Annotated in this window: 11 protein-coding genes; 8 read left to right on the top strand and 3 right to left on the bottom strand. The window is 56.2% G+C overall.

Features of this window, described 5'->3' with window-relative positions; translation table 11 throughout:
• The first annotated feature begins 82 nt into the window (after window positions 1-82).
• Window positions 83-1282, top strand: coding sequence for an MFS transporter (locus tag CQ011_RS04190; RefSeq protein ID WP_286161084.1), 1200 nt, complete (start codon window positions 83-85; stop codon window positions 1280-1282).
• A 78-nt stretch (window positions 1283-1360) separates the two neighbouring features.
• On the opposite strand, the gene CQ011_RS04185 is transcribed toward CQ011_RS04190, so the two are convergent.
• Window positions 1361-2053 (bottom strand): IclR family transcriptional regulator, encoded by a 693-nt coding sequence (locus CQ011_RS04185; protein ID WP_105675070.1) that lies wholly within the window; start codon window positions 2051-2053, stop codon window positions 1361-1363.
• A gap of 242 nt (window positions 2054-2295) precedes the next feature.
• Between CQ011_RS04185 and CQ011_RS04180 the strand changes: the two genes are divergently transcribed.
• On the top strand, window positions 2296-3630 hold the full coding sequence (locus tag CQ011_RS04180; protein ID WP_105674872.1) for an MFS transporter: 1335 nt from the start codon (window positions 2296-2298) through the stop codon (window positions 3628-3630).
• A gap of 47 nt (window positions 3631-3677) precedes the next feature.
• On the opposite strand, the gene CQ011_RS04175 is transcribed toward CQ011_RS04180, so the two are convergent.
• On the bottom strand, window positions 3678-4685 hold the full coding sequence (locus tag CQ011_RS04175) for a LacI family DNA-binding transcriptional regulator (protein ID WP_105675068.1): 1008 nt from the start codon (window positions 4683-4685) through the stop codon (window positions 3678-3680).
• Window positions 4686-4766: 81 nt separating this feature from the next.
• A complete protein-coding gene (locus CQ011_RS04170; protein ID WP_219844179.1) occupies window positions 4767-6455 on the bottom strand; it encodes a glycoside hydrolase family 13 protein in 1689 nt (562 codons plus the stop codon).
• A 232-nt stretch (window positions 6456-6687) separates the two neighbouring features.
• On the opposite strand from CQ011_RS04170, the gene CQ011_RS04165 reads away from it, so the two are divergent.
• The 6 genes from CQ011_RS04165 to CQ011_RS04140 all read left to right on the top strand — a co-directional run bounded on the left by CQ011_RS04165 (window position 6688) and on the right by CQ011_RS04140 (window position 13972).
• Window positions 6688-7956 (top strand): sugar ABC transporter substrate-binding protein, encoded by a 1269-nt coding sequence (locus CQ011_RS04165; protein ID WP_105674870.1) that lies wholly within the window; start codon window positions 6688-6690, stop codon window positions 7954-7956.
• A gap of 90 nt (window positions 7957-8046) precedes the next feature.
• Window positions 8047-9627: an ABC transporter permease subunit gene (locus CQ011_RS04160; protein WP_105674868.1), complete on the top strand. Its 1581-nt coding sequence runs from the start codon at window positions 8047-8049 to the stop codon at window positions 9625-9627.
• Window positions 9627-10520 (top strand): sugar ABC transporter permease, encoded by an 894-nt coding sequence (locus CQ011_RS04155; protein ID WP_105674866.1) that lies wholly within the window; start codon window positions 9627-9629, stop codon window positions 10518-10520. The genes CQ011_RS04160 and CQ011_RS04155 overlap by 1 nt, the downstream gene beginning before the upstream one ends.
• Window positions 10521-10625: 105 nt before the next feature.
• Entirely contained in the window at window positions 10626-11597 is a 972-nt protein-coding gene (locus CQ011_RS04150; protein ID WP_146112559.1) for a DUF1700 domain-containing protein, read from the top strand.
• 87 nt (window positions 11598-11684) lie between these two features.
• Window positions 11685-12416 (top strand): TetR/AcrR family transcriptional regulator, encoded by a 732-nt coding sequence (locus tag CQ011_RS04145; RefSeq protein WP_105674862.1) that lies wholly within the window; start codon window positions 11685-11687, stop codon window positions 12414-12416.
• A 113-nt stretch (window positions 12417-12529) separates the two neighbouring features.
• On the top strand, window positions 12530-13972 hold the full coding sequence (locus tag CQ011_RS04140; protein WP_105674860.1) for an MFS transporter: 1443 nt from the start codon (window positions 12530-12532) through the stop codon (window positions 13970-13972).
• Window positions 13973-14014: the final 42 nt, after the last annotated feature.

Genomic DNA, 14014 nt, shown 5'->3' with positions numbered 1-14014 from the left:
AGAATTGTTGACTCAACATATGTTGTCCAATGAACCGAACCAAAAAATAGAACCTAAACCAGGGTTCTCTTCACTGGTTCCTATGGTTGGAACGGCTTACGTTCCGCTATCTTTCTTTGCTAGATTGCCCCTGGCAATGCTCACCATTGGGTCGATGACCCTGGTGACTGCAAGCTCCGGATCCTATGCGCTCGGTGGTTTAAGCGCTGCCATGGTGGGACTTGGTTCTGCCGTTGGCGGGCCGAGTATCGGAATGCTCGCGGACCGCTTCGGTCAGCGTCCGGTGCTAATTCCAGCCTCAATCTTGCATACCATTTTGCTTCTGCTGTTGACCTGGTACGGCAATAGCGGTTCGAACATGCTGGTCGGTGTGCTCGTCCTGATCTCCTTGCTTGCGGGAGCCAGTGGTCCGCAGGTCGGACCAATGTCGCGAGTGCGCTGGATTTCAATGACGCGCAGGCAGCAAAAGAATCCTAAGGTACTTACCGCTGCGTTGAGCCTAGAATCGATGCTGGACGAGCTTGGCTTCGTCTTCGGGCCGGTGGCCGTAGGTCTTTTAGCCTCGTTGGTACACCCAACTTTGCCGCTGCTGATCGCTGCGGTACTCACCGTGGTGTTGGTTCCTACCTTTGCCAAACACCGCACTGTCGACGAGGTGAAACCTCACGGTAGTGGCGAACACGAAGTGAAGGTGCGCATCTCTAAGGCGCAAGTGGCCGCCATCGGTGCGCTAGTACTTGGCATGATTGGTTTAGGCACGGTCTTTGGCTCATCCGCCGCCGGCACGTTGGCATTTGCCGGCGCACTGGGTAACTCCAATCAGGGTGGCTTGCTCTACGGCGCAATGGGTCTTTCCAGTGCGTTGGCAGCGATATCTGTGGCCTCATGGCCACAGGGATTTAGTCAAATCAACCGCTGGATCACCTGCGGTGTGGCGCTGACTATTGCCAGCTTTGGATTGCACTATGCCAGCTCCGTGCCCTGGATGCTGTTCGCACTGTTCGTGGCAGGTTTTGCTGTCGGTCCGGTGATCGTCACGGGGATGACCTTGGGCGGCGAGGTTGCTCCGCCGAAGCTATTGTCCACAGTGATGACGCTGCTGTCAGCAGGAATCGTGGTGGGCACATCAGTCGGTAACGGTTTGGCCGGAGTGTTGGCAGAATCTTCCGGTTATCTCGGGGCCTACTGGGTCTCTACCGCTGCGGCGTTCCTGATCTTGCTCGCGGCTCTGCTGATGAAGCTGATCGTTGCAAAGGCTCCGTCCTTGCGACGCGTACGCTAACTAAAGAGCGTTAAATCGAAGTCTCCTTTCCCTGTGGGAAAGGAGCCTTCGGTGCTTAAATCTGAGGGGGCTAAGTTTTTAGCTGAGTTCGTCGCCTACGTTTAGTGCCGCTTCCTTCAGCGCACGGATAATGTGTTCACGGGTATCGACGGTGCTGGTAGCGAAGATGACCGCAATGGCTGCCGGGGTGGGTCCGGTGTGGGTAATCGGTACCGCTATGGCGGTGACGCCTTGGATCACCTCGTCCTCACTGGTGGAATAGCCCTCAATCCGTGCGGTGCGCGCAGGCTCGCGGTACTCAATGCCGGTCTCCATCGCGTCCCATTGGCTGCGCGTGTATTGGGATTGGATGGCGATACCTGGCGCGCCAATATCCATCCCGTGCACGGAGCCGGGACGGTGCACAATGGCGCTGCCTGAATGTACCGGTTCGACCGACTGCAAGGTGGTGCACATATCGTGTTCCCAGACGGCCAAGAACGCCGTCATGGACAGTTCGTTGGCAAGCCTAGTGAGCTCGGGCAACGCGGCAGATTGCAGGTCGCGCTGCACGGAGCGGGCAAGGACTGCTAGCCCTGAGGCTGAACGAATCCTGCCGGATTCATCGCGGCTGAGCAGGCGGTGTTCTTCGAGCGTACGCAGGATGCGGTAGGCGATGGAGCGATGGACGTCGAGCCGCTCAGCGATTTCCGCGATGGTGAGGTTGACCGGGGACTCGGCAACAATCTCTAAGGCTTGAATTCCGCGAGATAGGGTTTGCGAGGATGACATCTTCTTCATTCCGGCGCTGGCCCCGATTTCTTCGGTGCACAGGCAGCCTTAGACTCGACGCTGGGTGTACTTAATTCGAGTCTAGGGGTTCTTTATCCGAACAGCGAATTCTTTTTTTGAACTGTTGTATGAGATTGTGAATACTGCAACTTGTGAGGACAGTCACTACTAGTTTACTATGTATCTATTACCCGTCCGAACGGTCGGTAATTATCCGCATCTTCATCTGAGGACACTCGCACATGTCTACAACTGCATCACGTACCCAGGAAGAACGGCGCGTTCTGGCCGGCACCCTGGTAGGTACCACCATCGAGTGGTACGACTTCTTCATTTTCGCTCAGCTCACCGCGACGCTGTTGACCCCGCTGTTCCTAGAACCGCTCGGTGAATCAAATCCAGCGGTAGCCCAGATCCTGTCCTTTGCCATGATTGGCATCTCTTTCTTCTTCCGCCCCTTGGGCGCCATCGTGGCAGGACACTTAGGTGACCGCTACGGACGTAAGAAGATTCTGGTGCTGACCTTGATCCTCATGGGTGCGGCCACCGCATTGATCGGTGTGCTGCCAACCTACGCCGCCATTGGCGTCGGAGCACCCATCTTGCTGGTACTACTGCGTGTGATCCAGGGCTTCTCTGCAGGCGGCGAATGGGGCGGCGCAGCATTGATGGCAGTGGAGCACGCACCGGATGCCCGTCGCGGTTACTTCGGAGCCTTCCCGCAAATCGGTGTGCCTATCGGCATGATCTTGGCAACCGGTCTGCTCTACATCCTGCGTGTCTCGATGACTCCAGAGCAGTTCCTCGCTTGGGGCTGGCGTATTCCATTCCTCCTGTCGGTAGTGCTGATCTTGGTTGGTTACATGATCCGCCGTGCAGTGGAAGAATCCCCAGTATTCAAGGCTATGGCTCAGCGTAAGGCCTCCGAGCATACGCCGCTGAAGGAACTGATGACCGGGCACCTGAAGCCGGTAATGCAAGCTGCTTTGATCTTCGTTTCGAACAATGCCGCCGGTTACCTGGTGATCGCCTTCTTCATCTCCTACACCACCAAGGTGCTGAAGATGGAACTGGCTCCAGTCTTGCTGGCTACCACCGTTGGCTCAGTCGGCTGGCTGATCTTCACGCTGGTCGGTGGCTGGCTCTCGGATAAGTTTGGACGCCGGAACACCTTCTTGCTCGGTTACGGCATCGTATTTGTCTGGATGATTCCAATGTTCATGTTGGTGGACACCGGAAATATCGTGCTTTACACCGTGGGTATCTTCGTGCTCACCATTGGCCTGGGTCTGTCCTACGGTCCACAGTCGGCCATGTACGCAGAGATGTTCCCGGCTCGTATCCGCTACTCGGGTATCTCGATTGGTTACGCACTGGGTTCGATTCTCGGTGGCGCCTTCGCCGCTACCGTGGCGCAGGTCTTGCTGACCTCCACCGGATGGTCCGGTTCCATCGCGATCTACATTATGGTGTTGACCATCATCTCCGTCGCCGCGGTACTTTGGGTGGGCGAAACACAGGGACGTAACCTGCACCTCGAAGAAGTTGAGGACGAAGAAGTTCCTACCGTTCGCTAACTAATGGCAGGTAGAACTGAATAACAACAACAACGCGCTCGCTGGCATTATGCCGGTGGGCGCGTTGTTGATGAACGCACAATCAGCCGATGTTCAATGGGATGGCCCTGAGCTGGCTCTAAACCGCGAATGGTGCGCAACAACATGGCTACCGCAGTTTCCCCCTGCTGGTGGGGTCGCTGCTCAATGGTGGTCAACCCGAACATGTCTGCAAGTTCGTGGTTATCGATACCGATCACCGACAGATCATGGGGCAGCTGCAGGCCTAAGTCCCGGGCGGCGAGCATCGCACCGATGGCCATTTCATCGCTGGCAGCAAAAATGGCGGTGGGACGATTCACCGGGTGGCCGAGCAACTGCTTTGCCGCCTGATAGCCCTGGGCCATACTGAAGTCGGCGCCCAGGTAGAGGCGGTCATCTACGGTCAGCGAAGCCTCACGCATGGCGCGTTCGTACCCTGCTCGGCGGCGGGTAGGTAAGTGGAAGTCCTGATCGGTTTCTTGGCTGCCACCAATGTGTGCGATACGTGTGTGGCCCAGCGCGATGAGGTGCTCGGTGGCTAAGGCCGCCACCGCTTCTTCATCCCAGAAAAGGGTGGGAGCGCCGGGTAATGGTCCGCCTACTCCTACCAGTGGTTTATCCAGTGCGTGCAGGGCTTTCATCTCCGCCTCGCCTAACTCCACGTTGACTGCGATGACCGCGTCTACCCGTTGGCGTAGCAGGAAGTCAGAGAATACCTTTTCGCGTTGGTCTACTTCCTTGCTCAGCTGATACAAGGTGGTGTCATAACCTTCACGCATCAGTGCCGCGCTAATGCCTTCAAGCACCGACCCGTAATACCAGCGGTTAATCATTGGTACCAGCACGCCGATATTCCGGGTACGGCCCGAGGCCAGACCTGAGGCGCTGGCGGAAACCACGTAGTCCAGCTCGTGTGCTGCCCGGCGGACCGCGGCGAGGGTGGTGGCCGAGACGTTTCCGCGACCCGACAGGGCCCTAGAGACGGTGGCGATGGAGACGCCTGCGGCCTCAGCCACGTCTTTGATGCTGGCCAAGATGACCCTTTCACGAAGTATGTCTAGTGCTGTGGCGACCACCTAGTGGACGCCACAGCTACTTTTTGAGCTTACCGGACGCTAGCTACGCGTTGCGTCAAGCCACAGTGCAGTTTCGCCTTCAATGCTCGCGTCCGAGCTCTGCAAGGCACTGGCGACCAGACGCGGTAGTTTCGCTAGCTCTTCCGGCAAGCGCACCGGGTCCGCACAAAAATTCATCACGATAATAACCGAGCCATTTTTCAGAGTCAGTAGCTTCTCATCATTGCTAGCCAACCACTGCACGTCTCCGGAACCCAGTGCATGTTCGCGGCGCAAACGTAGAAGTTCTTGGTAGAGGTGCAGCGTTGAGTCGGCGTCGTTTTCCTGCAATGAACGCGCATAACCGGCCCACTGTTCGGGCTGGGGTAGCCAGCTTTCTCCGGTGGTGTTAAATCCGTAGGCCGGGGCGTCGGCTTCCCAAGGAAGCGGGACACGGCAGCCGTCTCGGCCGTAGCGCTCGTGATTGGTGCGGAACCAGGTCGGGTCTTGGCGTGCCTCGTCCGGTAGCTCCATGGCTTCGGGTAAGCCGAGCTCTTCACCCTGATAGAGGTAGGCGCCACCGGGTAGTGCAAGCATGAGCGTGGAGGCGGCCCGGGCGCGACGCAAACCGATGACCGGATCTGGATGGTTTGGGGTCAGTGGACCGATGCCTTCACCCTGCGGGTTGTCTGCGGTGAGTGCTAACCGTGAGGCGTGGCGCACCACATCGTGGTTGGACAGTACCCAGGTGCTCGGTGCGCCGACCGCGCCGAAGGCTGAGATTGACTCATTGATTACTTCACGCAGTGCCGTGGCATCCCAGCCGGTGCTGAGATAAGGGAAATTGAAGGCTTGATGCATTTCATCTTCACGCACCCACTTGGCCATCAGATCTAGTGGGTTGACCCAGGCTTCGGCGCAGAGCACGCGCTGGCCCTCATATTCATTCATGACGGTTCGCCAGTCACGGTAGATTTCATGCACGCCGTCCTGACCCCACCACGGGGCAAGCTCCTCGGTTCCACCCATGGATGCGCCCTTGGGATCTGGGGTGAAATCTGGAAGCCCTTCTGCCTTGATCATGCCGTGGGCAACGTCCACACGGAAACCATCGGTGCCGCGATCTAGCCAGAAGCGCAGTACATCGCGGAACATCGCACGGACTTCCTCGTTGTGCCAGTTGAAGTCCGGTTGTGAGGAATCAAAGATATGCAGGTAGACCTGGCCCGGGGTGCCGTCTTCGTTGGTGGTCCGGGTCCACATAGGTCCTCCGAACACCGATTCCCAGTTATTGGGCACAGTTCCTTCTTCGGCGTCGCGGAAGATAAAGCGGTCGCGTTCGGGGGAGCCAGCCGGGGAGTTTAAGGCTTCCTGGAACCAAGGATGCTGATCGGAGCAGTGGTTTGGAACGAGATCAATGATGACGCGTAATCCAAGCTCATGGGCGCGGGCCACCATTGCGTCGTAGTCGGCCAAGGTGCCAAAGAGCGGGTCCACGTCCACATAGTTCGAGACGTCGTAGCCACCATCTTTTTGGGGTGAGGTGAAAAAGGGGGAGAGCCAGATTGCGTCTATATCCATTTGGGCCAGCGATTCCAGGCGGGAGGTAATGCCTTGCAAATCTCCGATTCCGTCTCCGTTTGCATCTGCGAAGGAGCGTGGATAGATCTGGTAGATCACCGAGGTGCGCCACCATTCCGAGCCGGGCTCGGTTGATGGCATGGTCGAGAGCGCGCGCGTTTGAGTCATGACGGTAACGATAGGCGATGAGGAAGTGTTTGTAAACGCTTCCAGTAATTCGTAACCTTCCGATAAAGGTAGCCAATAGTCCCCGCTAAGAATGATTGATTCCTTGCAGAGTGTTGCAAACTTCAATGATCTATGTCACTCTGGAAACGCTTACATATCTGTCGAAATCCTTCGACGCTCAGATCCGCCCGGTCCAACCCATTGGACCGAGGTTGTCACGAAAGGTACACCAATGAAGGTGAACGCTCGCTCCCTGATTGTCGGCGGGGCCATGACGGCCATCGCCGCACTCTCGCTGACCGCCTGCGGCGGATCCGGCACTACGACCGAACCCACCACTTCCAGCTCGCCTGCGGCTTCTGCCTCCGCGCCAGCTGAAGCCGGATCGTTGACCGTATGGGTTGACGCAAACCGAGAGCCAGTACTGAAACAGGCTGCCAAGGACTTCCAAGCCGCCAGCGGCGTGAAGGTAGATCTGGTGATCAAGGATTTCTCGAAGATTCAAGAAGATTTCCTGCGTCAGGTACCTACGGGCAAGGGTCCTGATATCACCATCGGCGCCCATGACTGGTTGGGCAACCTCGTCAATAACGGTGTGGTTCAGCCGGTAGAGCTGGGCGACAAAGCTGCAGACTTCCAAGACGTTGCGGTCAACGCGATGAGCTATGAAGGAAAAGCCTACGGTGTCCCTTACGCCACCGAAAACTTGGCACTACTACGCAACACCAAACTGGCCGATAAAGCACCAGCCACCTTTGACGACATGATCACCGCCGGTGAAAAGTCAGGGGCAGACTTCCCATTCTTGGTGCAGGTCTCCGAAACTGGTGATCCATTCCATCTTTACCCATTCCAGACCTCGTTCGGGGCACCGGTCTTCGGCACTGATGCCGATGGCGGCTATGACGCAAGCAAGCTGGAACTGAATAACGCAGGCGGCGAGAAATTCGCTAAGTGGATGGCTGAGCAGGGCAAAGAAGGAACACTGAAAACCTCGGTGGACTCCGATATTGCCAAGGAAAAGTTTGTTTCCGGCGATTCACCATTCTTGATTACCGGCCCATGGAACGTTGAAGCGGCCGAAAAAGCCAAGATTGAGTTGTCCATTGACCCAATCCCAAGCGCCGGCGGCGAGCCTGCACAACCTTTCGTAGCAGTCCAGGGATTCTTCGTCTCTTCGAAGACCGAAAATCTGCTGGCAGCTACCGAATTTTTGACCAACTACATTGGTACCGAAGCGGTTCAGACCGAGCTATACAAGGTTGGCGACCGACCACCAGCAAACAAGGCAGCTTTCGAAGCAGCGAAGTCTGATGAAGTGGTTGCGGCCTTCGGTGAAGTTGGCGCCAATGGTGTTCCGATGCCTAACGTTCCAGAAATGGCTGCGGTATGGGAATTCTGGGGTGTTGCCGAAGCTGACATCATCTCCGGTAAGGCCAAGGACCCTGTCAAGCGCTGGGACAAGATGGCTAACGACATCGAAGCAGCAATTTCCAAGTAGTTCTGCGTTGGTCGGGGTGTAAGTTTTGGACTCACACCCCGGCTTAACCACTCCGACAACCGCTGGCAGAATCGTTCAAGGACCACGTAGATGAATCTCAAAACCACCGCGCCACCAGAAGACGCCCCCGAACGTTCTTCGAGGGAAAAAAGTACTTCGCTCCAATTTAGCGGCGGACTGGGCACGATGCTCTTCAAGATTTTGGCGCTGGCGATCCTAGATGCCACCGCAGTTTTTGCAATTTTCCTCGCGATAGCCAAAGACGCGGTGCTTATTGCCAGCATCATCGGGGTCATTACCTTATTGATCAACGTCATCTATCTCAAGCGAGGGTGGCTGCCGGCTAAGTATCTGGCACCTGGCGCCGTATTCCTGTTGATTTTCCAAGTTTTTGTCATTGGGTACACCGGTTATATCGCCTTTACCAACTATGGATCCGGGCATAACTCGGATCAAGACGACGCGATCATGTCGCTGTTGCAAACCAATCAGCAACGGGTGCCTGATTCGGCAAGCTACCCGGTGACGGTACTCGATGGCGCCGACGGGCTAGCGCTCCTGGTGGAGCGTGAAGGCCAACAGCTGGTGGGGGACTCCGATGACCCACTGGCACCTATTGACCCGGCAGAACTTGGCAAATATACGCAACTGAACTTCGCTGATCTACTCGGCAGGCAACAGGAAGTCACGTCCCTAGCGGTTCCCATGAATGAAGACCCGACTCAGGGAACGCTTCGCACCTCTGATGGACGGACCGCCTACCAGTACACTTCCACCCTGGTCTATGACAAGGGTGCCGATACGATGACCGACTCGATCACCGGCACGGTATATAGCGACACCGGCGTGGGCGCCTACAGCGCACCGGATGGTGAACAGCTGATGCCGGGCTGGTCCATCAACGTAGGTTTTGATAACTTCACTCGGGCTATCACCGACTCGTCGATTCGCAGCTCACTGATCTCGGTCACCGTATGGACCTTCGTCTTCGCGTTCCTCTCGGTTGCCACGACCTTCTTCCTTGGATTATTCCTCGCAATAGTGTTCAACGACCTGCGAATGAAGGGACGCAAGATTTACCGAGTCATCTCGATCCTGCCTTACGCGTTCCCGGCATTCCTTGGCGGCTTGGTCTGGGCAGGCATGCTGAACAAAGACTTCGGTTTTGTTAACCAGGTACTTTTCAACGGAGCTTCGATTCCCTGGCTAACCGACCCGTGGTTGGCAAAGTTCTCCGTGCTCTGGGTCAACCTTTGGCTTGGATTCCCGTATATGTTCCTTGTCTGCACTGGTGCCTTGCAGTCGATTCCAGAAGAGCTCTCCGAAGCGGCGAAGATTGACGGTGCGAAACCGTTCCAGATCTTCCGATTGATCAAGATGCCACTGTTGCTTGTCTCGGTAGCACCACTACTGATTTCTTCCTTCGCATTCAATTTCAACAACTTCAACATCATCTACATGCTCACCGAGGGCGGACCACGCTTGGAGGGTGGAGCCATGAACGTGGGTTCCACGGACATCCTTATTTCGATGGTCTACAAGGTGGCGTTCGTTGGCTCACAACGCGACTATGGGCTGGCTAGCGCGTTCTCCATCATCATCTTCTTGATCGTTTCGCTGATCGCGGTTATCAGCTTTAAGCAGACCAAAGCTCTGGAGGAATTGAACTAATGAGCACTGCAACCTCAATCTCATCCAAGGCACCAAAAAAGACTTTCGGTCAGTGGTTCGCAGCCACCGGCTGGCGCCACCTCATTGGTGTGGCACTGTGCATTTACGCGGCCTTCCCACTGCTCTATGTTCTCTCTGCATCACTCAATCCCAACGGCACGCTGCTTTCCTCCAACGGATTCTTCAGCACCGTCGGGTTTGAAAGTTACGAGAAGCTTTTCGCTAACCAGCAGCGTCCCTTCGCCGCCTGGTTTGCTAACACGATGTTTATCGGACTAACTACCGCGGCCGCCTCCGTACTGCTCGGTGCACTAGCCGCCTACAGCTTTAGCCGGATGCGCTTTAAAGGACGCCGCTTTGGCCTGGTGTCCTTGTTGGTAGTCCAGATTTTCCCGCAGCTGCTGGCGGTGGTGGCAATCTTTATTCTGCTCACCACGCTGGGCGATGTGTACCCAGCATTGGGTATCGACAATCAGATTGCATTGATCATGGTGTATCTCGGTGGCGCACTGGGTGTAAACACCTACCTAATGTACGGGTTCTTCAATACCGTGCCGATAGAAATTGATGAGGCTGCCAAGATTGATGGGGCCGGGCATGCGCGAATCTTCTTCACCATGATCCTGCGGCTGGTGGCACCAATCCTTGCAGTGGTGGGATTGCTGTCATTCATCTCCACCACCAGTGACTTTGTGATCGCCTCCGTGGTGTTGGTCAGCCCGGAGAATCAAACGCTCGCGGTGGGGCTGTACTCCTACGTCTCTGAAGAATTCACCTCAAACTGGTCGGTGTTTGCCGCTGGCGCGGTGCTCGCAGCCATCCCGGTCATGGCACTGTTCTTGTTCTTGCAGAAATACATTGTGGGCGGTCTGACCGCAGGAGCCGGCAAATAGCTTTTTCGAAACAGGAAAAGCGGACACCACGTCATCAGACACCCTGTGTCAGATGCAACGTTGGCATCCGCCAAACTGGGCAGCGCACCGGCTAAAGTAAGCCTCATGAAGTCACGCCTCCCACGCGCAGCACGCAAATACTTGGATCAATTGCGCCTCGAATTGGGACACCTGAACGCTGAAGAGCGAAACAGGATCATTGAACAATCCGACGCGAAGATCCGTCAACTGCCAGGACGCGGCCGCAATCAGGTAGAGCTATTTGAGCAACTCGGTACCGCAGCTATGCGAGCCGAAAAGTTCCGGCGGACCGAACCCGAAGCTTTAGCGGTACGTAGTGGCAAAGAATTCTTGAATCGAATTCTTGGCTGGCCGATCCTTGCCTTTGCTCTGCTGACTGCAGTGGTGCTGTACTTCGGTCCGATTGCCACTGCCGAGTCAGCGGGCACAGCGTTGGCAGAAACTATGTTGACCACGTGGGAAGCCAAAGTGGGTGCTCAGATCATCTGGCTTGCGGTGCTTCCAGTGTTGTTCAGCGCACTGCGGCTCTGGGCGCAAAATAAGATCACGTGGATTCTTGGAGTACTCGGTGCGGTACTCTTCACGCTCGTAGTGATCCTTGGTGCCGCCGGCATTGGGCTGTATTTCATCCCGATCACCGTGTTGCTTTGGGCGCAGGTACTTACCCCGATGATCATGATGCGTGGCTCGATGGCTCATCCCGGAGCGCTCTGGTTAATTTCAGGTGCCTTGCTGGTGCTATTAGGACTGGTATGGGCGGTGCGTCCAGCCTTAGAGGAGAGCACCAGTAACATCTGGCTGATCATTGCACCCGCGATTGTCTTGGGGCTATTGGCAGTTCTCCTGCCCACCCGCAAATTCTGGGTCCAAATAGCATTGATTACCTTCGGGATCTTAGTCATTGCCACCGGACTAGCTGTCGCTTTTGGCAATCTAGGCCAACCAGCATTAATCGACACCTGGGTCGTTGGGGGACTGGCATTCGCCGTCGGGCATTTAGCGCTCGCCGGTGGACTGTGGCACGAGCGGGTACGCAAGCTGCTGGCCCTGTATTAGATCTGTTCTCGAAACTGAGGAACGACAGTAGGACGAACAGCCAAGTAGGTTCCGGAATATAAGTGCACGACTGCTTAGAATGGATCTATGAGCGACGCCCCAAATTTTCCGCCGACACCGCCAGCTAAGCGTGGGCGAGGCCGACCCCGAAAAGACTCAAATTGGGCGACGTTCTCACGTGACGAATTAGCTACCCGTGCCCTGCACATCGCCGGAAGTGAAGGATTCTCCGCGGTGACTATGCACCGGTTGGCAACAGAGTTCTCCGTGACCCCGCGGGCACTGTATAACTACGTGGCTGACCGACAAGAGATTATCAACCTCGCGGTAGCGCAGTTTGTGGAACAGGCTCCGTTTATCGATTTTGATCCGGAGAACTGGCGTGAATCCGTGGGCGAAGCCTACAACCGCTCACGCGCGGTCTATCGGATGTTCCCACGTGCCACCTTGGTGGGAATGGAAGAAAGTGTGACCGCCGATATTGGGCCCAGGCACACCGAGTTGCTCGAACGTTTACTGAAGTTTTTTGTAGACATTGGTCTGCCACTAAAAAATGCGGTCAGTCTGTCACGTTGCTTAGAGCAGGATGTGCTTGGCTTCGCACTGAAGTATGACTACCCCTATGACCGCGCTCCGGAGCAATACCGCGACGTAGTCACCAGAGTGGTGGCCGAACGCTGGCTAGATAACTACCCAGAGGTGGATGCGCCCCTGTGCCGGGCATCGCTTGAGCTCCCCGAACAGACCAGCGACGAGATCTTCGCTGAACTAGTGGAGATGCGAATCCTCTCCATCGAAGCGATTCTTGCGAGAAACTGACGGTCATTAGGGAATAACTTCCTCGCCTAGGACGCTTGAGTACTTGTTGCCATAAATTTTTGGACCTCCTGCAAAGTTCGTCAGGTATCGGCCTACCAGTTGAAAGTTGGACCATGCCACAGCACGATCACAAGCTGCCCGAGCCCTTATCCTCCGCGGCACGGTGGCGCTTGCTGGGGGTGCTCCTAGCGACGATGTTTATGTCTTTGGTTTCGGTTAGCATCGTCAACGTGGTGTTGCCATCCATTGAGTCCACCCTCGGCGCCACCGAAGCCGATATGCAGTGGGTGCTCGCCGGATACGCGCTAACCTTCGGTGTGGTGCTCGTTGCCGCCGGACGCGCCGGAGATGTGCTGGGGCGCGGGGTGATGTTTGTGGCCGGAGTGATCATCTTTACCCTCTCCTCAATCTACGCCGGCCTAGCTCCGGATCCCACCAGCCTGAATATCGCACGTTTCATTATGGGATTTGGTTCTGGCCTGTTGAACCCGCAGGTTATGGGCATGATTCAACAGCACTTTAAAGGTCATGAGCGCGGACGCGCTTACGGGCTGTTGGGCACGGTCATCGGCGTTTCGGTGGCTATCGGCCCGGTACTTGGCGGTTTCTTGATCGGCTGGCTCGGCCCAGATGCCGGCTGGCGTTGGACCTTTTTGATCAATGTTCCAGTCGGAATCATCGCGGTACTCCTGGCCTTGTTGTGGTTGCCTCGCCCATTGTTGATCCGCGGCACTGGAAAACTGGACCTCGACCCCGTAGGAGGGGTCTTACTGGCGGTGGGGTTGCTGGCCTTCCTGCTTCCATTCGTCCAAGGACGCGAAAATCCTGCGTTGTGGGCACTGCTGGTAGTGGGGCTGGCGATCTTGGTTTTCTGGGTTTACTGGGAGAAGAAATATAAGGCGCGTGGACGTGCCCCGATGGTGGAACTGGCCCTTTTCAAAATTTCCAGCTTTACCAACGGCTCACTGATTGCCGGGCTGTATTTCATGGGTGTCAGCAGCGTATGGGTGCTCGTGGCCATCTATGTCCAGAGCGCACTGGACTTCAGCGCGCTGGAAGCCGGACTGATCTGTCTTCCGGCGGCACTGCTCTCTGCGGTGAGCTCGCAATTGGCCGGAAATTACGTGATGAGTATCGGGCGCAAGATGATTGTGTTCGGTACCGCCAGTGCACTCTTTGGACTGCTGGCCACGGTGGCCGTAGTGGAGCTGGAATCACGCGCAGGGTTGAATATCTGGTGGATGATGCTGGCACTGTCATTTATTGGGGTGGCCCAAGGTTTCATTATTTCGCCCAACCAGACGCTGACGTTGATGGAGGTACCCGTGGAAAACTCCGGCAGCGCCGGTGGGCTGATGCAGACCTCTCAACGTATTGGTACGGCGGTAGGTATTGCGGTGATTACCGCGATCTTTTACGGAGTCAATCACCTGTCGGGCTGGACTAACGCGATGAGTTTGTCCTTTGTCGCCATCGCAGTGCTGGTACTGATCACCATGTGCGTGGCCATTGCTGATCTACGCAGGGGACACCGGGACCTGGTCTCCCTGAGCTAGCGCTAGCCGGTATCTACCCTGAAGCTGGGTGGAGTATTGGGA

The sequence above is a fragment of the Arthrobacter sp. MYb213 genome, assembly GCF_002979915.1.
In the GTDB taxonomy this organism is placed as follows: domain Bacteria; phylum Actinomycetota; class Actinomycetes; order Actinomycetales; family Micrococcaceae; genus Glutamicibacter.
The sequence above is the reverse complement of the archived record's forward strand: the minus strand, read 5'-3'. Positions and strand labels throughout refer to the sequence as shown.

What these genes read in the sequence shown, in the direction of transcription:
- CQ011_RS04190 (WP_286161084.1), top strand. Translation starts at nt 83, where the DNA reads ATGGTTGGAACGGCTTACGTTCCGCTATCTTTCTTTGCTAGATTGCCC.
- CQ011_RS04185 (WP_105675070.1), bottom strand. Translation starts at nt 2,053, where the DNA reads ATGTCATCCTCGCAAACCCTATCTCGCGGAATTCAAGCCTTAGAGATT.
- CQ011_RS04180 (WP_105674872.1), top strand. Translation starts at nt 2,296, where the DNA reads ATGTCTACAACTGCATCACGTACCCAGGAAGAACGGCGCGTTCTGGCC.
- CQ011_RS04170 (WP_219844179.1), bottom strand. Translation starts at nt 6,455, where the DNA reads ATGACTCAAACGCGCGCGCTCTCGACCATGCCATCAACCGAGCCCGGC.
- CQ011_RS04165 (WP_105674870.1), top strand. Translation starts at nt 6,688, where the DNA reads ATGAAGGTGAACGCTCGCTCCCTGATTGTCGGCGGGGCCATGACGGCC.
- CQ011_RS04160 (WP_105674868.1), top strand. Translation starts at nt 8,047, where the DNA reads ATGAATCTCAAAACCACCGCGCCACCAGAAGACGCCCCCGAACGTTCT.
- CQ011_RS04155 (WP_105674866.1), top strand. Translation starts at nt 9,627, where the DNA reads ATGAGCACTGCAACCTCAATCTCATCCAAGGCACCAAAAAAGACTTTC.
- CQ011_RS04150 (WP_146112559.1), top strand. Translation starts at nt 10,626, where the DNA reads ATGAAGTCACGCCTCCCACGCGCAGCACGCAAATACTTGGATCAATTG.
- CQ011_RS04145 (WP_105674862.1), top strand. Translation starts at nt 11,685, where the DNA reads ATGAGCGACGCCCCAAATTTTCCGCCGACACCGCCAGCTAAGCGTGGG.
- CQ011_RS04140 (WP_105674860.1), top strand. Translation starts at nt 12,530, where the DNA reads ATGCCACAGCACGATCACAAGCTGCCCGAGCCCTTATCCTCCGCGGCA.